This window comes from Citrobacter sp. L55, from assembly GCF_002850715.1.
Taxonomy (GTDB): Bacteria; Pseudomonadota; Gammaproteobacteria; order Enterobacterales; family Enterobacteriaceae; genus Citrobacter; species Citrobacter braakii.
Window position 1 is genome coordinate 429,097 of record NZ_KZ559401.1, and the last position, 20,920, is coordinate 450,016.

Below are 20,920 nucleotides of genomic sequence, written 5' to 3' on the forward strand. Positions count from 1 at the left end.
TCAGGCTTACGCGGTGGCGCGTTCGTTCCAGGAATCGGAATGAATGATGTTGCCGTCTTTGTAGGTCCAGGTGATTTTTTCGTAGCGCAGTTCAATGCGCTCAAGGTGGTTGTGCTTCTCTTTAGAAGGATCCTTGATGTCATACATTTCAGGATTCACTTTCACCACTTTCACGTTTTCCAGTTTGGTGTTGAAGTACTCCACTTCCTGGCCCGCGTCGTTGATTTTGTACCACTTGAATTCCGCAGACTTGAGGGTCTGACCGGTNTCAATGCGCTCAAGGTGGTTGTGCTTCTCTTTAGAAGGATCCTTGATGTCATACATTTCAGGATTCACTTTCACCACTTTCACGTTTTCCAGTTTGGTGTTGAAGTACTCCACTTCCTGGCCCGCGTCGTTGATTTTGTACCACTTGAATTCCGCAGACTTGAGGGTCTGACCGGTAGTCACCGCCTTGTACAGATACGGGCTGGACGAGTCGATTTCCTTGGTGAACAGGAACGGGGTGTGGATACGGGTACCGGTCAGCTTGCCGGTGTTGTTATCGGTCGGGATGTACAGGTTATGCTCCTGAGCGACAACCTCGATGCTGCCTTCACGATCCTGAACGTCCACAGAACCTTTAATGTCCGCGCCGCCGTCGTCTTTCAGCCAAAGATAAACAGGAATTGCCATGTGATTTACTCCATTACAGTTTTATCTGCGCCATCATCCGATGACGCCTGGGGATTGCCCGGTATCTGACAGGCATCGGCCTGCGGTACCAGACTGATTTCGACACGACGGTTAAGTGCGCGCCCTTCCGGGGTGTCGTTCGTTGCGATCGGGCGGCTTTCGCCATAGCCCTGCACCGCAAAACAGCTTTCCGGTACATCACCGGTATCACGCATCCAGTTGCGCACCGCTTCGGCACGCTGAAGTGAAAGCGTCTGATTCAGTTTTGGATTGCCGGTGTTGTCGGTGTGACCTGACACCACAATCAGCCAGCCCGGTTTAGCTTTGATGCCAACCAGGGAGGTCACCAGCATTTTGGTGGAGCCCGGCTTGAGGTCGGATTTACCGGAATCGAACAGCGACATGCTGTCGAGGCGGACAATTTTCGGTACCGGTTTGGGTTTCGGCTGTGGTTCAGGCGGCGGAGGTGGAGGCACCCAGGAACGGATCGCATCCAGCACAGGCATTCGCAGACGCTCCCCCTGATACAGACCGAGCCCCATCCGCATCGGTACGCCATTGCGCGACCAATCATTCAGCTCTGCCGCATCGTCACGCAGGACAGCAACGGCATCGGCTTTGGGTCCGAAATCATGCTTCGGGATACGGTCATAGCGGGCAATATCGAAGCTCACACGCTGCAGCAGTTGGCGATTGTTCCAGCCACTACTGAGCAGCGCAGCAATGGCCGCCAGCGTGAAAATCCCGAGCGCACAACGGAAGGCTCGCCCACGCGGCGTCAGGCCTCGCCCTTCGGGCAGCAGTGGCAGGATAAAATCCGGGAAGGGGGAGATAACCGTACTGTCCGTTCCTACCGGCTGCCAGCCCGCTACCTGCTGCATCGCAGTGTGACGGGAAAGCCACGCAGTCCAGGCAGATGTGGCCAGACTTCCGGCAAGGATCGGTCCCATTCCCCACAGCACCGCGGTAGGCGCAATGACAGGAACGTCGGGGTTCTTATCCATAAAGACAGCTTTGACGTGCTGATGGAACCAGCTCATCAGGCTGTTCATCAACACCTGTTGCTGCATCGCAGGCGACCCACCGGTGGTAACCCATGTAGCGATTGAACTCGGCGCTGAAGATTCACGCCAGACCCTCACCCCTTCCCCCGGGATAGCCGCCTGCCAGAGCAGATCATTCGTCATCGCACTGCCAACCTGACCATTCAGAACCAGCGGCACGGAATGCCCGGTTTCTTTACGCAACTGGCTGATTTGCCAGCGCAAGGCCAGCAGACGACTGGTAAGGCGCTCGCTGTCGGCGTGTTTCTGTGGACAGACGCTGACCATCACCGACAGCTGGCGACCCCAGTCAGGTCGCAACCACAGTACCTGGCGGGCTGCCTGCTCCAGATCCTGATGATCCTCCACGCGGATCCAGCATCCCTGCGTGACAGTGAGCACCGGTGACTGCTGCATACATGCCAGCGGCAGATCGCCACAGACCAACACCACGGGCTGACGATAAGTGGCTTCCGGGAGGTCATCCAGACGCAGGGTGACGTCATGCTCCGCACGACGACTGGCGACAGTCCAGAACGCCAGGATAAGCCCCAGCATCGCCAACAGAACAAGCAAAGAAACCAGTCGGGACACCGGCAGGAAACCCAGGCAGACCACTGCACTCAGCAGGGCGGCCCACAACGCAAGCCCGCGCTGTTGTTCAGGACTCATTTCACGGCTCCCGGTAGCAGGGTCAGCAGCGTCTGATCCAACCAGTGATCCAGTCCCCACCAGAGTGCGGCGACTACCATCACGCTCAGGCCGATACGCACGGGCCATGACGCCAGCCAACCACCCATTCCTCGTCCGGTACGGCTTTCTGCCAGTATCGGGTGAGCCTGCGGATAGCTGAACGGCGTGACATGTTCACTGAGCGCATTGACGAGTTTCTGGCGCTCCGGATCGTTCAGCGAGCGGAAACTGCCGAGAAACCCCAGCATCATGACCCGCTGGAAGCAGGTCACAACAGCGTGGTCGGGCGCCGGTTCACGCAGCACATCGCGCATCCGATCGCACAGCGTATCACCGGCATCCATGGTGCCAAGGAAGTGCCCCTGGAGAGGAATGTCATACCACTGCAGGCAGGCATCATCCTCCACACCGCGACCTTTGACGGCTTCATCAAGCAGCGCACACTGTGCAGTGAGAATATGCTGACAGCTGGCTTCATCGAGTTCGCTCGCTTTCAGCTCACGCTGCACGCGTTCGACATCAGCAATGCAGCGCTCCCACAACGTGCGCCCTTCTCCATCCTGAAACGACGGACCGTGACGCAGGCTGATCACCTGCAGCCAGGTGTCCTGCAGCAGGGCATCAATATCAATGGACGCAGCAGCGCTGCGTTTAGGCTCACTCATGTTCTCAGTACCGCAAAGAGTTCAAGTTCAGGCTCGCCGAGCATGCCCGGAACGTAAAACATACAGGTGCCGCCCTGAAGCATTTCGCTGGCCAGAGGATGAGAGACATCGAGGCTGAAATACTGGTTTTCCAGACGCAGTGGGATGGCGGCTGGCACATGACGCAGGGGCATCAGGGGCACACCCACCCGTGATGAATTGACGATACTCCTGATATGATCGGGACTGCCGACCTTGCACTGGCGCGGGAACTGTTCCTGCAGCTGTGCCACCGGTATCGGTGAACGCACGGAGAGGTAGTAATCCGCCCCTTCGCGCAGGCGTGGGTCATGCAGACGGGCCTGCCAGAAGTGAAGCCGGGCATCATGCTCAAGCTCGATCGCTACCACCCGCGACGGCAGGCTGGCTTCCAGCAGGTCGCCCAGTAGGTCAAAGAGCGGCGGGAAGACGTTATTCAGTTGCTCATGCTGCCAGACAGGAATAGCACTCACCTGGTGTTCCAGCGAGAAGGTCAGCAGACTGCCCGCGAGCCTTGCCAGCTCCGGATACAGACGCTCCGGCGGACTTTGCGGGTGTCGCTGAAACTGTCCGAGCACGGGTTCTGCGCTGTTCAGGGCATTGAGCAACCAGAACAGAGACACGTCAGCCACGGCAAAATCGGCCATGCGCTCGTTACTTTCACGACGCATGTCCATCAGGCGACTCAGACGGGCACGCAGTTGCATCATCAGCTGTTCCAGCTGGGTCACCAGCCAGCGGCTGCCCTGCAGAGCCAGCAGTGGCGGAAGAAAGGTTTCATCGAGTGCCCAGCTCCCTTGTGAATCCTGATGTAGACGGGCGACCGGACAGGTTAGGTAATCACTGTTGTTCTGATGGGCGAAACGCAACGTCAGCTCGGGCTGCATCACCGCAATCTGGCGGGTATCGTCCCCAAAGGCGTTACGGACATCCCGCCAGCGCTGGCGATAACGCACAGGGCGCTCGGCCACCTCATCGGGTTTAAGGCAGTTGCCGCCATTTGCCCGCAGTAGCGGAAGCGCCAGAACCACCGCCACTTCCTGTGATTCGCCCTCAAGCGCCAGCACCGGCGGCAGGGAGTCGGCATTATCCGTGTCGATAAGCGTGCCGTCGGGGAAACGGATGTGCAGATGACGGGCCTGCAGGCGGCCCAGTTTCAGTGCATCCGGTTCGAAAGTGGCNTGTGATTCGCCCTCAAGCGCCAGCACCGGCGGCAGGGAGTCGGCATTATCCGTGTCGATAAGCGTGCCGTCGGGGAAACGGATGTGCAGATGACGGGCCTGCAGGCGGCCCAGTTTCAGTGCATCCGGTTCGAAAGTGGCATCAATCATCCCCCAGGGATGGGAGAGGCCCAGTCGGGCAATGCATTCCGCAGACCAGGCCGCGTATGCGGCCTGTTGCTGGAAGTGCTGGGGAGAGACCATAACGCCCCTGCCCCATAACGGTTGTTCCGTTTTCATTGGCTTCCTGCCTTAGCTTATGACTTGGCTTTCGGCATCTGGGAAACCAGTGACAGGTTGACGTCCATCCCTTCGACCTGGAAGTGCGGTACGGCGTACAGCTTCACGCGGAAGAAGCCCGGGTTGTCTTCGATGTCTTCCACCACCACTTTTGCATCACGCAGCGGGTGAGAGGCCTGCAGCTCGTCGCCTGGATCGGTCATTTCAGTCACCAGACTGCGCACCCAGGTGTTGAGCTCAAGCTCCAGCAGACGACGGTCTTTGGTGGTGCCGATGTTTTCGCGCTGGATAAGCTTCAGGTAGTGCGCAATACGCGACAGCAGGAAGATGTACGGCAGACGGGCGTTGATACGGCTGTTAGCCGTGGCATCCGCGGTGTCATACAGTGCCGGCTTCTGGGTGGAGTTAGCGCTGAAGAAGCAGGAATAATCTCTATTTTTATAGTAGGACAGCGGAATGAAGCCCAGATTGGCGAATTCAAATTCGCGGGTTTCCGGGATCATCACTTCTGACGGGATCTTGACCTGATTGCCGGTGCCCAGATCGTACAGATGAATAGGCAGATCCTGCACGGCACCACCGGCCTGCGGGCCACGGATTTGCACACACCAGCCGTTGTTGATGAAGCTGCGAACCATGTTAGACGCAAAAGCAAACGAGGCGTTAGTCCACAGGTATTTGTCGTGATCCGGGCCTTTCACTTCTTCCACATAGTTGAAGCTGCGCACTGGCACGGTGTCCGGACCATAAGGCAGACGACCCAGTACACGCGGCATCACCAGACCGATATAGCGGGCATCGTCCGTCTCGCGGAAGGATTTCCACTTGATGTACTCTGCACGGTCAAAGTAGTTACCAATATCTTTGATGGCCGCCACTTCCTCCATTGAATCCTTGAGAAAGAATTTCGGGCCAGCAGAGCCGATAAACGGCATATGCGCTGCAGCAGACACTTTTGAAATATTGCGCAGCAGGGCAACATCCTGCGCAGACGCATCAAACTCGTAAGCGGAAATCAGCGCGGCAATCGGTTCACCGCCCGGGGTGTCATACTCATCAATGTATGTATGTTTATACAGTCCACTCTGGATGATTTCCGGGCTGTCTTCGAAGTCCTGACGCAGGTCTTCTTTGGACATATCCAGCAGTTCAACCTTCACGTTCTGACGGAAATCAGTTTTGTCGACCAGGGATTTCACGCCGCGCCACAGGCTCTCCACCGCCTGGAATTCTTCGCTATGCATTACCGCATCCAGCTGACGGCTAATCTGGTAGTCCAGCTCTGCAATATGGTGGTCAATAAGGTTTTTATCGAGTTTTTCAACTTTTGAGCCCGCTTTCGTCAGGCATTCGAGAAATACCTGCATCCCCGCCGTTAAACGTTCATCTGCAGTCGCATCCGACATCGCCTGCGCGTCCTGCCAGATATCCAGCGCACTCAGCTCAGAGACCGGGTTCAGATTGATTTTTTCAAACAGGGACGCATAAACCCCGCCCGCAGCAGGACGTTCCAGCACCACGCTTTCGCCACCAGTCGCATTCTCATTTTTTACAGACATCAGCATCTTCCTTTTTAATCCGTTAAATCATCGTGACCGTTATGGCTGTTTAGGTGCCAGAGCAGACAGCTCTGAGCGGAGTTCTGCGCTTAACGCCGGGTCGAGCAGAATTTTTTCCAGCTCCTTTCGGAAAGCCTGATTGTCCAGCAGGTTCGCTTTTAAATCGCGAAGCAGGTTACGCATGGAAAGCATTGCCTTCAGCTGAGGGATCTGTCTGGAAACCTGCTCCGGGGTGAAATCTTTCATGCTCTGGAATGTCAGACTGATATTGTCTTCGCTACCATCACTGGCGAGCGTGTTTTTAACGGTCAGATTGACTTTTGGGGAATATTCGGAAAGAACTGAGTCGAAATTATTCTTGTTCAAGTTAACTTTTTTGCGCTCAGACAGTGGTGCAGATTCCTGACCATTACTGAAGTCGCCCGCCACCAGTAATTTCAGAGGGAGCTCAGTTTTCTTGCTGGCTCCCCCTGTATGCAGGTCAAGCTTTAGATTAATACGTGCCTTTGGCACTTCATTCTGGAAACTATCAGCCATCTCATCATCCCTCGGTTTATCGCTGCGTACATCTTTCAAACGAAAGTTCTTTACATGCGATAATAGAACAATGATCGACAATAGATCAAATTTACCGATCTTTAATCTATTTTAAGTAAATTCTTAGGAATTTTCCTCTAAATGTTAATAGTGAATAGTGCTGAGATGTCAGTAAAATGGACTATTACCAGCACACAAAACAAACATTTATGTCGCAGTAGTTAAAATGAACGGATAATTATTGATAAATGGATCTTGACTTGATCTACATCAATATAAGAAAGTTAAAAACACCAATGCGCTTTCAAGGAAATGGTTTTAGATCAGAAAGAAATCAAAGGGGGCAGTAAGTCATAGCCTTGCTTCATGTGGGAAATACCGCAATAGCCATAAGGAAAGCATCAGGAACATAATCGGTTTTATGTCCCGAAAGAGAGCGTTTCATTTAATGTCAGGGCTGTATAGCGCTCCTGTCAGGCTTCAGCATGACGGCCAGGAGTGCACGGACATGGAAAACCGCCATACACGATGACAAATCGCCAGTCACAAGAAATTCAATCGGTGCAATCAGCTTGCCCTCATCCGGAAGCCTCTCAGCGTTGCCATGGTCACGATACTTCTTGCGCCAGCAAAACCATGGTTGATGTTATGCAACGCCAGAACCTGACGGCGTAATACAGCCCGTCTGCCGTCTGGTTTTTCAGAGGGGTTAACTGCTGCGATGAACCCCGAACACGTGGCAGAGTGAGCATATCACCTCTGTTCAGGTGACCAAATTCAGTGTTCCACTACAAAATCCAGAGAATGCGCATACCATTTTCTGGATTTTTTTATGTCCGCACTTTACCCGTTCAAAAGCCAGTATCTAGCCCTTTCTCTCATTCTGAGCGCTAACGCTGCAACTATTTTCCGGCTCCTCAAATTCACGACAAATTAATGTGATACTTTCCATGGGAATCGGCTCTTCCGTTAGACCACACCAGGGATGCCCATTTATCGACTGATGAAACCGGCAAAAACGGCACTCACCAAACATTCTGGCCCCCTGATTTTTCTGCATACTCCGCAGATGGGCCAGAAAAACTGTTTTCAGTTGTTCCTCAGAAAAAGCTAATGAATCCCAAGGCTCCTGCAGTGTCTCCTGCATGATGGTATGCATCACTTCACTCGCTTTGGATGTCAGAACCAGATGGACAACCCGTTTATCCTTGCCGTCATTTTCTCTTCTAATCCAGCCTTCACGCTCTAGTTTATTCAGGGACTGCGATACCGTGCCTTTAGTCAGCCCGAGGTATTCCGTTGTTGCAGCGGGCGTATTGGAATAACCATTGCATCGCGTTAAATAGAAAAGAATCTGAACCCATGTTGTGGGGAGTCCTTTCAGTTGCGGATGGCGATAAAAGCTGCCCATTTGCAGGCTCACCAGGCGTTCAAGAATATCAAAGAGTGTCACAGTAACCTGCCTCTGCTTGCCGGGATACGTGCTGGATAAACAAACGTCCAGACTTTCTAACGATAGGGTTGTACTGTCATCAATAGTATCGATTCAAAACCATATTGACAATGTTTTCAGTGTGTGTGCAATATCAAATGGTATCGATTCGATACCATTTGATATTGCACAAGGAAAGTCATCATGAGTAAAACAGCCGTTTTCTTTCATGCAGGTTGCCCGGTATGCGTAGATGCAGAACACCAAATCGCACTGGCACTCGATCCCGCTCAATACACGGTAGAAATCGTTCATCTCGGAAATGATAAAACGCGACTGAATGAGGCCATCGAAGCTGGTGTGCAATCTGTTCCAGCCCTGGTACTGGATGGCGGTATCCCGCTTCACATCAACTTTGGTGCGTTTATTAAAGATCTGCTTTAAGGATAAAAATGAAACGTATTGCGATTGTATTAGCAATGGCTGTAGCCACCTCTGCCGGTGCACATGGCAATGAGCCTCATCAGGGCGGTATTAAAACCAGCACCGACAAGGCTGTATTGGCTGAGTTTGATATTGTGCACACGAAAGTCACTACCGAAGGGAATGTTGCCACCTTCCATATGGCAGTTTCCGGCAAGGCAGGTAAAAGTAAGCCTGCAGTAACAGGTAAGCTGGCGGGAACGGAAATTTTCTCTTATGTCTGGCCGACAACGATCGATCCGTATGAAGTGGGATTTGAACATAAGGCCGGTATCCTGGCGCTGGCGGTAACATCCCATCCTGATCTGGATGATACGCCGCTGTATGATGAAAATGGCGATGGTAACCGCAACAATGATGGCGATCTGTGGCATACCCACTGGGTGGTGCTGAAGCCTAACGAGGTCTGCGGGCCTGGCGCACTGGCCGTAGTTGATATTCCTGAGGGACAAAAACCTAGGCTGCCAAAAACCTGGCCTGGCTTGCCGGTATTGTTGGACAGTCCGGGCTGGAATCCTACGCTGACAGGTGAAACTGTAGAAGTGAAAGTTCCGTTCGATAATATTGGCGTGGTCACTGCCAGCCAGTTTGATGGCGTAACTGCCGGGCTACGAGTTAATGCATCCGTTCATGCGCCGCTACTTTGCGTCGAGGATGTATTTAAAGTGGCCTCTGGCAAGCTGACGCTGCCGGGGAAAGTAAACCAGTAACGGAAATTAACCCGCACCACAGTGCGGGTTCTGGAGTTAACATGAATATCATTCGCCATCCGCGAGCACCAACATTGACAATTGAACGCTGGTTTAATACATCACAGCCGATAACCCTGGAATCATTACGCGGCAAGGTCGTGGTAATGGAATCATTTCAGATGCTGTGTCCTGGCTGTGTTTCCCATGGACTGCCGCAGGTTTCACGTGTGTATGCCACTTTTCCACCGGATAAAGTGGCCGTTATTGGCCTACATACGGTTTTTGAGCATCATGAGGTAATGACCGCACAGGCACTGGAAACCTTTCTATCAGAATACCGCATCCCTTTCCCCGTCGGGGTGGATATGCCGTCTCCTGACAATGATGTCCCCCAGACCATGCTGTCCTACGCTATGCGCGGTACACCTACGTTGACGTTAATTGATCAGCAGGGATACCTACGCCAGCAATATTTTGGTCAGGTAGACGACCTCGCGCTGGGAGCAGAAATCGGGGCGTTATTGAATGAGTCGTTGTCTGTTTCCGAGGACGCGTCTATGGCATCAGGGTGCAGTGATGGGCAGTGTGCCACTACATAATTAGATACTGGATATGGCGGAGAGTTTTTTCCTGCCCGTGGGAAGAGTGAAACATTATCCCCGGGCAGTGAAAAAGAAACCGCAACGCTATGCATTACGGTTTCCATCAAAAGCTAAACTGACAAGCATTAGGAGATATACTCCGGCTTTTCGCATTTCAATCAAGAAATCGCAAAAAGATTACTCTTCCTTCACCACAATCAGCGGCTCGATATCGCTCTCTTTTTTAATCACCAGCGACTCATCGCCGCGCAGGCAGGTCCCCCCATAGTTACCGCCTACGGTGAAGGTACAAACCTGAATATATTTACCGGCAATTTTTGGCAGACACCAAAGCTGCTGATAAATGTTCTTCTGCTCGGCAAACTTTCCGCTGGTTTTATCCAGTAACTCTTCCTGATGGCTCACCAGATCGATGTTGCTGCCACAACGTCCTGCAATAGGTTTCACTGCATAACCGGTTTGCGCCAGCTCTTCATTAACAGTGAAATCAGTATCAAGCAGATAGCGGTGGTGTGGGAACAGTTGCCACAGGATCGGCAGAATCGCTTTATTACCAGGGATCACCGTCCACAGAGGTTCAAAGACCAGCACTTCCGGGCGCAGCAACACGTCGATTAAACGCACTTCCTGATTCGTATGCCCGGTACGAATTGGTACCGCAGCGTACTCCGTTTCACTGACCTCTCGCACCTGCTCAATTGCGGTTTCCCACGCCCAGGTTTTCCAGACGCAGTTCACCAGACGACCGTCCCCGTCAATCAGCTGACCGGCGTCATCCCAACGTAGCTCATCGAGGCCACGCAGAATTTTACTGTCAAACCCGGCCTGACGTAGCGCCTGCTGCATAAACTGAGCGTGGTAGTTTTCCTCTATATCTTTATCCTGCATGATGTGGACAAAAGGACGCGCGCGGCTGTGCTTCCAGGCCCCCGCCAGTTCGTTGATCAATCCTTCAGCTGGGTTGTGTCCCTGTCCTGTATAGCCCTGCTCGGCCCATCTTTCGAGGATCAAACCGGCTTCGGTATGGCACGATGCGGAATCGGCGTTGTACTCATACACCTTCAGTCCGCGTTCATCCATACAGAAATCCATACGTCCCGTAATCATATGATGCCGACGACGCTGCCAGGAAAGGCGCAGACGCGGCCAGAGGATTTTCGGGATATCGAACAGCGCCAGCAGGTTGTCATCTTTCAGCACTTTGTCGGTCGCGTGCAGATACATCAGGTGCAGCTCGTTGGTGGCTTTGATCAGTTCCTGCTCTGCACTCTCGGTAATGGTGAAGTACTGATGCGGATCCTGATTAATAACGTGGCCGTTCGCCAGCACGTAGGCTTTCTGCAGCGGATCCTGTTCATCAAGCCATTTACCGTCAAACTGCCCGTTATCTTCCAGTCGCGCACCGCCAATTCTCAACGAGTCGTTGGCGATCTCCGGCTGCGGCAGGCTGTCACGGGTATCATCGGTCTGGATCATCCAGCCAAGGATGGTGGTGTCGTCAAAGGTATCACGCAGGGTGTAACAACCGTTTTCAACCACCATCTCCAGTTCGCGGGTCCACTGCTGTCCGGGAGGCAACGGCGTATGGAGCACGTTCTGTTCGGCAATACGGATTTTGTTTTCCAGCAACTGGGTGACGACCGCCACATGGCCGGTATCGTTAAACTCACCGCCTTTTTGCCAGATAAGCAGAGCACCGGCTACCGGCGCGCGGGGTGAACCATTCGGAAATGCCTGTAACGGCAGGATATTGTCATTCACCACTTCGCGTAGAAAGCGTAAGGAAAAGATCTCCCAGGCCATGCCTACATCGGTGAAGACCACGCCATAATTAAGGAAGAGAAAGCGGCGTGCGAACTCTACGCACTGCCATTTGTGGCCCATGTATTCGTCGTCGATATAGCTGCGAAATGCCGCATCATCGTCGTAGTCCCGTGGGTCGAGGGAGCTGTAATCTGAAGAGTAGATTGCTACGCCGCCTGGGGCGTAGCCCAATAATGTCCCGAATGGGGCATCCTGACTGGTCGTTCCTTTGCTCATGCACCTTACCTCAAAACAATACAGCCTGAGCAGGTTGGCGTGAATTTTTCGCTCTGATTGCCTGCTCTGCGACACTAACCGGACAGAGGTCGACATCATCATACACCTCAACGCAGCGGCTGGCGCTCAGAGGCGAAAAATTCGCAGCAGGAACTACGCTTTTGTCACGGTGACCGGTACGCTTTTATACGCCGGAGTCAAACTTTGTGTGTCCACCGCATCCAGCGAAAGCAGGACATTCGCTTCTGGCAGATAAGCGCCTATTGAGCCCACCGCCATGTTGTAAATCACCACCGTCAAGCCGCACATAATGCGATCCGCACAGGGCTGGCCGCGGTCGTCCAGCGCCTGAACGTTGACCACATCTCCCTGGCTCAGATCGCGAGTCGCCGCTTCTTCAGCGCTTAAAAACACCACATCCCGACGACCGGTAATGCCACGGTAGCGATCGTTCATACCATAAATAGTGGTGTTGTATTGATCGTGGCTGCGCAGCGTCGCCAGAACCAGTGCATCGGCAGGCTGATTTTCTCGCTCTACCGCCCGCTGATGGCTGACGATAAAATTGGCTTTACCATTCGCCGTTCGCCATTCACGGCGCGAAGCGGGCGTATCCATACGAAATCCGCCCGGCTCGGCAATACGGGCATTGTAATCGTGGAACGCCGGGATCACGGCTTCAATGGCGTCACGGATCAGCGCGTAGTCCCCAGTTAACGCTTCCCAGTTGATCGGCGAAAGCGGCAGAGTGGCGTGTGCCATGCCCGCCACAATCGCGGGTTCCGATTTTAACCAGCGGGAAGCTGGCTTCAGCGCGCCGCAGGAAGCGTGGACCATCGACATCGAGTCTTCGACGGTCACCGACTGGATCCCCGTCGCCTGAATGTCGCGCTCCGTTCGACCTAATGCAGGCAGCAGATAATTATGCTTTGCCAGCAGCAAATGCGATCTGTTCAGCTTGGTCGCAACATGGACCTGCAGATCCAAATTTTTCATCGCCGCAAAGGTACGCTGCGGCTGCGGCATCGCCACCGCCAGATTGCCACCCATGCAAATGAGCGCTTTTGCCTCTCCCCGTTCGATGGCCCGAATACTCTCCACGCTGGAGCGGCCATGTGTACGCGGCACACGGATAGAAAAATGCGTCTCAAGGCGTTGCAGGAAGTCTTCGGATGCCGCTTCGTTGATCCCCACGGAACGGTCGCCCTGCACGTTAGAATGACCGCGCAACGGGCAGATCCCCGCCCCCGGCTTACCCATATTGCCTTTCAGTAGCAGCAGGTTTACCAGTTGCTGGACGTTCTCAGTACCGTTTTTATGCTGGGTGATGCCCAGACCATAACAAATAATAGTGGCACGAGATTTACTGTAGCTGTGTGCCAGGTCCTCCATCTGACTGCGCGTCAGGCCCGAGTCCTGTTCCAGCTCCGCCCAGTTATGCTGACGTAAGTCATCATACAGCGCTGCATATCCAGCAGTATGCTCATCGATAAACGCATGATCGAGCGTCGGTTGCTGATCCAGTAAGATCCGCGCTTCATCCATTTCGATCAGCGCCTTCATGATGCCTTTCAGCAGCGAGGCGTCACCGCCCATTTTTACCTGGTAGTAGTCGTTGCTTAGCTGCGTCGACTGACCGGTGAACATCTCTTTCGGGCTTTGCGGGAAACTAAAGCGCTCAAGCCCCCTTTCGTTCAGCGGATTGATAGAGATAATTTTAGCCCCGCGTTTGGCAACGTCGCGTAAGGTGGTCAGCATACGTGGATGATTAGTGCCAGGGTTATGCCCGATACAAATCACCAGATCGCAATGGTCAAAATCGTCAAGTTCAACGGTCCCTTTTCCGAGGCCAATGGCCGGCGTTAGCCCTGCGCTGGTCGGTCCGTGGCACATGTTTGAGCAATCAGGAAAGTTGCTGCTGCCATATTCGCGGGCAAAAAGCTGATACAGGAACGCCGCTTCATTTGACGTTCTGCCGGAGGTGTAAAACTCAACCTGCTGGGGTGAATCATAGCTGCGCAGACGCTCGCCTATCTCCTGGAAGGCGATATCCCAATCCACCGCCTGCCAGGTATCTGATGCTGCATCGTATTTCATCGGATGCGTCAAACGACCGATATTTTCCAGCTCATAATCGCTGTAGTGCCAGAGTGTGGAAACCGGGTGACGGCTGAAAAATTCCGGTGACGCTTTTTTACTGGTTGTCTCCCAGGAGACCGCCTTAACGCCATTTTCGCACAGCTCCATTGGCGCACGGTGCCCTGGGTCCGGCCACGCACAGCCCGGACAGTCGAACCCTTTCACCTGGTTCATTTTGAACATCGCGATAATGTCGCGGGCGACAGCCTTTTGCGAAAACACCGAAGCAGTGACGGCTTTTACCGCGCCCCACCCACCCGCCGGGCCCTGATAACCGCTTACTCCTGGAACACCATTTTTCATTATTACTGCTTATTCACCGCCAATTTTTAATGGCGAATACGGTAGCAATTTCCGTCCAACATTGATTTCCTCTTCATGGAGTACGGAGCGGGTACAATGAACGGGTTAGATTTATCTTCCCCTTTCAGCACAAAGCGACATAAAGTTCCAATCTGTTAAATTGAGTTCTACCTAACTGCTACACTGCATCAACACAACCACTCAGAAGGCAGGTCAATATGTCAGACAATACCTATCAGCCCGCGAAAGTCTGGACGTGGGAAAAATCGAACGGAGGCGCATTCGCCAATATCAACCGCCCGGTTTCCGGAGCCACCCACGAGAAAACGCTGCCGGTTGGCAAACATCCGCTACAGCTCTATTCGCTGGGTACGCCAAACGGGCAGAAAGTGACGATCATGCTGGAGGAGTTGCTGGCGCAGGGGGTGAAGGGCGCGGAATACGATGCCTGGATTATCCGCATTGGCGATGGCGATCAGTTTTCCAGCGGCTTTGTTGAGGTGAATCCGAACTCGAAGATCCCAGCGCTACGCGATCACTCGCAAAACCCACCGGTTCGCGTATTCGAATCTGGCGCAATCCTGCTCTATCTGGCGGAAAAATATGGTTATTTCCTGCCGCAGGATTTGGCAAAACGCACCGAAACGCTGAACTGGTTGTTCTGGTTACAAGGCGCAGCGCCGTTCCTCGGCGGAGGCTTTGGCCACTTCTATAACTATGCTCCGGTAAAAATTGAGTACGCTATCAATCGCTTCACCATGGAAGCCAAGCGCTTACTCGACGTGCTGGATAAACAATTGGCGCAACATCAGTTTGTGGCCGGAGATGAATACACCATTGCCGATATGGCGGTCTGGCCATGGTTTGGCAATGTGGTTCTGGGCAACGTCTACGACGCAGCAGAGTTCCTTGACGCAGGAAGCTACAAGCACGTACAACGCTGGGCAAAAGAGATTGCAGCGCGTCCGGCGGTTAAGCGTGGTCGTATTGTAAACCGCACTAACGGACCGCTGAACGAGCAGCTTCATGAACGCCATGACGCCAGCGACTTCGATACCCAAACCGAAGATAAGCGCCAGAACTAAAATAAATTGCCGGATGGCAACCGCTATCCGGCAATTTCATTCAGGATTTGTCACGCGCTGGTGACGTCGTACTCCATGCGGCGAAGTGCGTCTAACGTGGCTTTAGCTTCATCTTCATCAATGATGCTCATGGCGAACCCTACGTGCACCAGCACCCATTGCCCGACCAGCTCAGCTGTATCACCTTCACAAATCAGGGCAATATTGACATCACGTTTGATGCCGCACACTTCAACCTGCGCAAGCTGGTGAATATCTTCACCAACGGCCAGAACCTGACCAGGGACTCCAATACACATATCTGACTCCGCCCCATAGCAACCTATGGGTTATTCGACTTCAATACTTTTCACTTTCAGTGAATCGCCAGCATCAACCCGCAGGCGATCGCCCTGACATTGTGGACACTGCGCATCATGCTGGGTGATTTCCACAACCTGACTGCAATCCCAGCACCATGCCTGGGCTGGCTTGTAATCAATATGCAGCTCACAACCCTGAGCCAGCGTCCCCTGACAGACGATGTCGAAACTGAAACGAACGGCGCTCTCTTCAACGCAGGAGAGCGCCCCGATTTCCAGCCAAACACCGGTTACACGTTTGACACCGTGCTGCTCTGCCTGCTGTTGAACAATCTCAACCGCGCTCTGACAAAGGGACAACTCATGCATTTTCGCAGTTCCGACGACCCAGCAGCAACGCGCGGCGATTAAGCTGCGGCGCATTCGGATCGCTAACCGGCAGCGATAACAGCATTCGCGCGCAATCGTCAGTCAGACGCATGCCTTCTTGCGCCGACATACTGTGCGAAAGCGGCGACATCAGTGAGCAGGAAAGGTATTGCGATACGCCCTCCAGTTCACCAACGGTAAAGGTCATCTCGCCATACGGCAGACGCAGTCCGATTTTTTCGCTGACTTTACGCACCGGCCAGATCTGGTCCGGTCCGGGGAAAATCAGTGCGCTGAGCATCCAGGGCGTGATAACACACCCCGTCCACTGTCCTTCAAACAACGTAAATTCAGAGACATATACCGGCATGTTCGGATGCAGGAAAGAGAGATCGTGCATTGAACGCCGGGCAACCTCTTCAAACGCTGCCTGAATTTGCATCTTCGGGGCCGTCTGAAAACCGACAAACTCCTCAGACATGAGCCGCCTCCCGCGGGATCGCTTCAACACCTGATTCGCGAAGCGCGGCAAGAACCTGCTCAAGCGCAGGTTCAATCATCGCTTCAACCGTTGGCGTTAGTCCGATATGCGGCTCCAGCGATTCCGGAATAACACCGACTAACGTCAGCTTTTTCGGAAACTCGCCGGTGAAACGCAGGGCCGACAATACGTCGGCCAGACCAAGCTGGTGCGGTGAGATTTTGTTGGTAAACAGCGCCGGGATCTCTTCATCCCGCAGGACCATCATCGTTCCTGGCGTGTTTTTCTTCGACACAATGGCGTCAGCAATGATCAGATGATCTCTGTTCGCCATATCACCGAGAAGCTCCATCCCAGCCGTACCACCGTCCAGAACATCAACAAAGTCTGGCAGGACGTACCGTTGTTCTAATGTTTCAACGATACGTACCCCGATGGCTTCGTCGGTCAGCAAAATATTGCCGACCCCTAAGACTAATATCCGCATTACAGAACCTTAACTGAGACCACTTCGTTCCCATCAACGTCCACCACATGCACCGCACATGACATACAAGGGTCGAAGGAGTGAATGGTACGAACCACTTCCAGCGGTTTGTTTGGATCGGCAATCGGCGTACCTACCAGCGAGCGCTCATACGGTCCCACTTCATCATTAAAGTTACGTGGGCCAGAGTTCCAGGTTGACGGTACTACCGCCTGGTAGTTGCTGATAATGCCATCTTTGATCACCATCCAGTGAGACAGCATACCGCGCGGCGCTTCGAGGAAACCGACACCTTTAAATTCACCCGTTGCCGGGATATCCGGTTTCACGAAGGTGGTGTGGTCACCTTTACCGATGTTCACAATCAGCGCGTTGTACTGATCCTGCAGAACGTTCTGCAGTTCACAGCAGTGAACGGTACGGCCAATAATACGGCCCAACGTAGAGTGCAGCTGTGACACTTCGATAGTTTTACCGGTCAGCTTGGTGTAAATGGCGATGATTTCATTCAGCTTGGCATGGGTAGACTCGCGTTTGGCCGCCAGTTTACACAGCATGTTGGCCAGCGGACCCACTTCAACCGTTTTACCGTAGAAGGTCGGTGCTTTAACCCAGGAGTACTTGCCGTCATCTGACCAACCAGTGTAATCAGGAACCGTTGTGCCTTCCCACGGAGCCTGCGGCGCTTCGTCTTTGTACCACGCGTGTTTCGCACTCTCCTGAATCCCTTTGATCAGGTACTCATCGGAGTGAGAGGTGATCGGACGATAGGTCGACAGATCTTCATTGGTGATGTAACCACCCGGGAACAGGAAGCTGCCGTTTTTACCGTCAGTCGGGAATTCCGGTGCGCTCAGATAGTTAACCGCACCTTGACCACGTTCCAGCCACTCAGGGTAGAACGCAGCAATCACCGCGGTATCAACCTTGTAAACCTGCTCAACGAAGTCGCTCAGCTTATCGATAAAGGACTTGATATACATCAGGCGCTCAAGGTTCAGCACGCCAAGGCCGTCGAGGTTAATTGGGTTAGCAACCCCGCCTACCGCCAGGTTCTGAATGTGCGGCGTTTTACCGCCCAACAGCGCCACAACACGGTTAGCATCACGCTGGCATTCCAGCGCCTGCAGGTAGTGAGCGACCGCAATCAGGTTCACTTCTGGCGGCAGTTGCATTGCCGGGTGACCCCAGCAACCGTTGGCAAAAATGCCTAACTGACCGCTGGCAACAAGGTCTTTGATCTTGTTCTGAACCTTAGTGAACTCTTCTGCGCTGTTCAGGTGCCAGGAGGACACGCCGTTCAGCATGGCAGACGCTTTCGCTGGATCTGCTTTCAGTGCAGAGGTGATATCCACCCAGTCCAGCGCAGAGAGCTGATAGAAGTGAACAATGTGGTCATGCGTAGTGTGCGCGGCCAGAATGATGTTACGGATATACTGTGCGTTCACCGGAACATCAATATTCAGCGCGCTTTCTGCTGCACGAACGGAAGAGATAGCGTGAGTGGTAGTACAAACGCCACAGATACGCTGCACAATCATCCAGGCATCGCGCGGATCGCGGTTTTTCACGATCTCTTCCATGCCGCGCCACATGGTACCGGAAGCCCATGCTTTAGATACCACGCCATTTTCGATTTCGCAGTCGATGCGTAAATGACCCTCAATACGGGTTACCGGATCAATAGTAATTCTCTGGCTCATGCTTTGCTCGCCTCATGACGATTTTGATCGTTTTGTTTTAAAGGAGGAAGTATCGGCAGTAGACGAATGAGTACGATGTATGCACAAATCTCAATAGCCACAAAACCAATAGAAATCAACAGTTCTTCCCAGGTCGGGAAGTAGTGGTAGCCACCACCAGGATTGAACGCCACCAGCGAATAGGACAGACGCCATGTCGCACAACCCAGCAATGCGCTCAGCGCAGACAGATACAGCATGCGCGAGTCGTTACGCAGCTTAGTGACGCGCAGCACCACCAGCGGGAAGACCATCAGCACGACTTCAATCCAGAACATCAGGGAGTAAAGATCGCCTGAGAACGCATAGGACAGCTTGTCGCGATAGATCAGTTCGCCAAAGCGCAGAACCACGAAAATCGCCAACAGCACGCTGATGGTATTCGTCAGCTTGATGAACAAACTTTTCTCGTCCGGACCATTACCTTTCAGCCCGGCTTGTACCAACGAGCCTTCAAAGATGACGATCGAGAAGCCCATAATAAAAGCGGTTAATACGGAGAAAAGCGGCAACATTTCATAAGCTTGCCATAGCGGATGCACCTTATAGCCCGCAGATATCATCAATGAACCCATTGAAGACTGGTGCATAGTTGGCAGCAGCGCGCCAAGGGCAATGATAAAGAACATCACTTTATTCAAACGTTTGAGAGAGACTTTCCACCCCAGACGTTCAAACAAAGCCGGAGCAAATTCCAGCGCCATGATGCCGATATAGATGGTCATACAGACCGCCGTTTCGAACAGTACCGAGTTCACGTTGAAGTGGCCCGGAATGTAGAAATACGGCAGGTTCCAGTAACGACCGACGTCAATGGTGATCGACAGACCACCCAGCGAGTAGCCAAACAGGCTCGCCAGCAGCGCTGGACGTACCAGTGGATGGTATTGTCCTCTGTTGAAAACATACACCGCCCACGCCAGCGCCCAGCCACCACATGCGAAGCCGGTACCAATCAGCAGGTCAAACGCGATCCATACACCCCATGGGAAACCGCCGTTCAGATCGGAGACTGAGCCCAATCCGAAGACCAGACGTTTCACGATCAGGAGCATACACAGGACGATAAGCGGCCCAAAAATAATGACCGGTTTGCTGATTATTTTTCCGCCCAGCGGTTTAGGATCATGACTCATGATCGTCTCCTCCATCGTGATGGTCGTTTTTCGTGTTACGACGAACCAGCACGGTTAAGCCCGCCAGCGCAGCCAGGGGTAATATCATGCCCTTGTACAAGGAATGTTGAACATGTTCGGAACGCGCACCGGTTGAAAGATCATCCAGTTTCGGCAGATCCAAATCCTCGTAAGGAACGCCCGTCAGTACCATAACCTGTGTACCACCACCTTCTTTCTCGCCGTACAGATGGGGGTAATACTTCGGTACCGTATGCAGATAGGTATCGCCTGCTTTCACCGTCTGACGCGGATAGTGGTATTCGCTGCCAGGCTTCAGCGCGAGACGTTTTTTCGCCTCAGCCATCAGCTCTTCACGCGTACCAAAAATCACCGCACCGGCAGGGCACACTTCAACACAACCCGGTAAACCGCCTTTGTCCAGACGCTCAACACCTTTCTGGTTACACAGTTCACATTTGTGAAGCGCACCAAACGGGTTGTTGTAGTCATACTTAGGCACATTGTACGGGCAGGCGACCATGCAGTAACGACAGCCCGTGCAGACATCTTTGTCATAGTGGACGATGCCGGTTTTCGGATCTTTCTTCAGCGCGGAGACCGGGCAAACGGAGACGCAGTTCGGATCGACACAGTGCATGCACTGCTTCTTAATGTATGCGTAGCCGTTTTCTTCCTGGTCTTTGTTAACGCCTGTTCCGCTACGCCACACCTGGATGATGTTATTGGTATACGGTGACAGTTTGTCGTTGTTCGACCAGGTCTGCTCGCCTTCCGGATTACGCGCCGGGAAGTTGATATCCTGACACTTGGTGACACAGGCCTGGCAGCCTACGCACAGCGTCGAGTCATAGAGCATCCCAAGAGAACCAGGGATCGGCGGACGGTTTTCTGCAGCCGCATGGCTGATGGACGGCGCAGCGCCCAACAGCAATGCCCCGCTGGAGGCTGCTTTAATAAAGTTACGTCTGTTCACG

The 20,920-nt window shown here is 53.3% G+C and carries 19 protein-coding genes and 3 pseudogenes; 4 read left to right on the forward strand and 18 right to left on the reverse strand.

The genetic code is table 11. The annotated features are described in order from the left end of the window. Nucleotides 1-6 precede the first annotated feature (6 nt). The 9 genes and pseudogenes from tssD to B9P82_RS09520 all read right to left on the reverse strand — a co-directional run. Nucleotides 7-267: pseudogene (tssD, locus tag B9P82_RS28885) on the reverse strand (type VI secretion system tube protein TssD); the annotation flags it as partial. Between the two features lie 33 nt (nucleotides 268-300). Beyond that, nucleotides 301-675: pseudogene (gene hcp / locus B9P82_RS28890) on the reverse strand (type VI secretion system effector Hcp); the annotation flags it as partial. A gap of 5 nt (nucleotides 676-680) precedes the next feature. Continuing rightward, on the reverse strand, nucleotides 681-2,390 hold the full coding sequence (locus tag B9P82_RS09485) for an OmpA family protein (protein ID WP_101700274.1): 1,710 nt from the start codon (nucleotides 2,388-2,390) through the stop codon (nucleotides 681-683). Then, entirely contained in the window at nucleotides 2,387-3,076 is a 690-nt protein-coding gene (tssL, locus tag B9P82_RS09490) for a type VI secretion system protein TssL, short form (protein WP_101700275.1), read from the reverse strand. The genes B9P82_RS09485 and tssL overlap by 4 nt, the downstream gene beginning before the upstream one ends. Further along, a complete protein-coding gene (tssK, locus tag B9P82_RS09495; RefSeq protein ID WP_168188437.1) occupies nucleotides 3,073-4,554 on the reverse strand; it encodes a type VI secretion system baseplate subunit TssK in 1,482 nt (493 codons plus the stop codon). Before tssK ends, tssL begins: the two co-directional genes overlap by 4 nt. A 17-nt stretch (nucleotides 4,555-4,571) precedes the next feature. Further along, nucleotides 4,572-6,119, reverse strand: a complete 1,548-nt coding sequence (gene tssC, locus B9P82_RS09505) for a type VI secretion system contractile sheath large subunit (RefSeq protein WP_032947171.1) — start codon at nucleotides 6,117-6,119, stop codon at nucleotides 4,572-4,574. Nucleotides 6,120-6,152: 33 nt separating this feature from the next. Continuing rightward, nucleotides 6,153-6,650 (reverse strand): type VI secretion system contractile sheath small subunit, encoded by a 498-nt coding sequence (gene tssB / locus B9P82_RS09510; RefSeq protein WP_101700276.1) that lies wholly within the window; start codon nucleotides 6,648-6,650, stop codon nucleotides 6,153-6,155. Between the two features lie 579 nt (nucleotides 6,651-7,229). After that, nucleotides 7,230-7,404: pseudogene (locus B9P82_RS09515) on the reverse strand (IS3 family transposase); the annotation flags it as partial. 111 nt (nucleotides 7,405-7,515) lie between these two features. Beyond that, a complete protein-coding gene (locus B9P82_RS09520) occupies nucleotides 7,516-8,103 on the reverse strand; it encodes a MarR family winged helix-turn-helix transcriptional regulator (protein WP_094761915.1) in 588 nt (195 codons plus the stop codon). Between the two features lie 183 nt (nucleotides 8,104-8,286). Here B9P82_RS09520 and B9P82_RS09525 point away from each other — a divergent pair, with 183 nt between their 5' ends. Genes B9P82_RS09525 through B9P82_RS09535 form a run of 3 tightly spaced genes read left to right on the forward strand, consistent with a single transcriptional unit; the run spans nucleotide 8,287 to nucleotide 9,856 of the window. Beyond that, complete coding sequence (locus B9P82_RS09525) at nucleotides 8,287-8,526, forward strand: thioredoxin domain-containing protein (protein ID WP_016154483.1); 240 nt, start codon at nucleotides 8,287-8,289, stop codon at nucleotides 8,524-8,526. Nucleotides 8,527-8,534: 8 nt separating this feature from the next. Next, complete coding sequence (locus B9P82_RS09530; protein WP_046276181.1) at nucleotides 8,535-9,275, forward strand: hypothetical protein; 741 nt, start codon at nucleotides 8,535-8,537, stop codon at nucleotides 9,273-9,275. A gap of 41 nt (nucleotides 9,276-9,316) precedes the next feature. Beyond that, nucleotides 9,317-9,856: a redoxin domain-containing protein gene (locus B9P82_RS09535; RefSeq protein WP_046276180.1), complete on the forward strand. Its 540-nt coding sequence runs from the start codon at nucleotides 9,317-9,319 to the stop codon at nucleotides 9,854-9,856. Nucleotides 9,857-10,036: 180 nt separating this feature from the next. Here B9P82_RS09535 and gss read toward each other — a convergent pair whose 3' ends face one another. Together gss and B9P82_RS09545 are read right to left on the reverse strand one after the other, a co-directional pair. Next, nucleotides 10,037-11,899, reverse strand: coding sequence for a bifunctional glutathionylspermidine amidase/synthase (gene gss, locus B9P82_RS09540; RefSeq protein WP_047358635.1), 1,863 nt, complete (start codon nucleotides 11,897-11,899; stop codon nucleotides 10,037-10,039). Between the two features lie 153 nt (nucleotides 11,900-12,052). Beyond that, the gene (locus B9P82_RS09545; protein ID WP_101700277.1) at nucleotides 12,053-14,341 is read right to left on the reverse strand and encodes an FdhF/YdeP family oxidoreductase; all 2,289 of its coding nucleotides are present in this window, start codon (nucleotides 14,339-14,341) and stop codon (nucleotides 12,053-12,055) included. Nucleotides 14,342-14,559: 218 nt separating this feature from the next. Here B9P82_RS09545 and yghU point away from each other — a divergent pair, with 218 nt between their 5' ends. Continuing rightward, nucleotides 14,560-15,426, forward strand: coding sequence for a glutathione-dependent disulfide-bond oxidoreductase (gene yghU / locus B9P82_RS09550; protein ID WP_016154488.1), 867 nt, complete (start codon nucleotides 14,560-14,562; stop codon nucleotides 15,424-15,426). Between the two features lie 50 nt (nucleotides 15,427-15,476). On the opposite strand, the gene hybG is transcribed toward yghU, so the two are convergent. Genes hybG through hybA form a run of 7 tightly spaced genes read right to left on the reverse strand, consistent with a single transcriptional unit; the run spans nucleotide 15,477 to nucleotide 20,919 of the window. Beyond that, nucleotides 15,477-15,725 (reverse strand): hydrogenase maturation factor HybG, encoded by a 249-nt coding sequence (gene hybG / locus B9P82_RS09555; RefSeq protein WP_003024459.1) that lies wholly within the window; start codon nucleotides 15,723-15,725, stop codon nucleotides 15,477-15,479. Between the two features lie 30 nt (nucleotides 15,726-15,755). Then, nucleotides 15,756-16,097 (reverse strand): hydrogenase maturation nickel metallochaperone HypA, encoded by a 342-nt coding sequence (gene hypA / locus B9P82_RS09560; protein WP_016157467.1) that lies wholly within the window; start codon nucleotides 16,095-16,097, stop codon nucleotides 15,756-15,758. Further along, entirely contained in the window at nucleotides 16,090-16,578 is a 489-nt protein-coding gene (hybE, locus tag B9P82_RS09565) for a hydrogenase-2 assembly chaperone (protein WP_016154490.1), read from the reverse strand. The genes hypA and hybE overlap by 8 nt, the downstream gene beginning before the upstream one ends. After that, nucleotides 16,571-17,065 carry a HyaD/HybD family hydrogenase maturation endopeptidase gene (locus B9P82_RS09570; RefSeq protein WP_016154491.1) on the reverse strand — a complete coding sequence of 165 codons (495 nt, stop codon included), beginning with the start codon at nucleotides 17,063-17,065 and terminating at the stop codon, nucleotides 16,571-16,573. Before B9P82_RS09570 ends, hybE begins: the two co-directional genes overlap by 8 nt. After that, nucleotides 17,065-18,768 carry a hydrogenase 2 large subunit gene (gene hybC / locus B9P82_RS09575; protein WP_003024476.1) on the reverse strand — a complete coding sequence of 568 codons (1,704 nt, stop codon included), beginning with the start codon at nucleotides 18,766-18,768 and terminating at the stop codon, nucleotides 17,065-17,067. Before hybC ends, B9P82_RS09570 begins: the two co-directional genes overlap by 1 nt. After that, nucleotides 18,765-19,943 carry a Ni/Fe-hydrogenase cytochrome b subunit gene (gene hybB / locus B9P82_RS09580; protein ID WP_016154492.1) on the reverse strand — a complete coding sequence of 393 codons (1,179 nt, stop codon included), beginning with the start codon at nucleotides 19,941-19,943 and terminating at the stop codon, nucleotides 18,765-18,767. The genes hybC and hybB overlap by 4 nt, the downstream gene beginning before the upstream one ends. Continuing rightward, entirely contained in the window at nucleotides 19,933-20,919 is a 987-nt protein-coding gene (gene hybA, locus B9P82_RS09585; RefSeq protein WP_003828357.1) for a hydrogenase 2 operon protein HybA, read from the reverse strand. Before hybA ends, hybB begins: the two co-directional genes overlap by 11 nt. Between the last annotated feature and the right edge of the window lies 1 nt (nucleotide 20,920).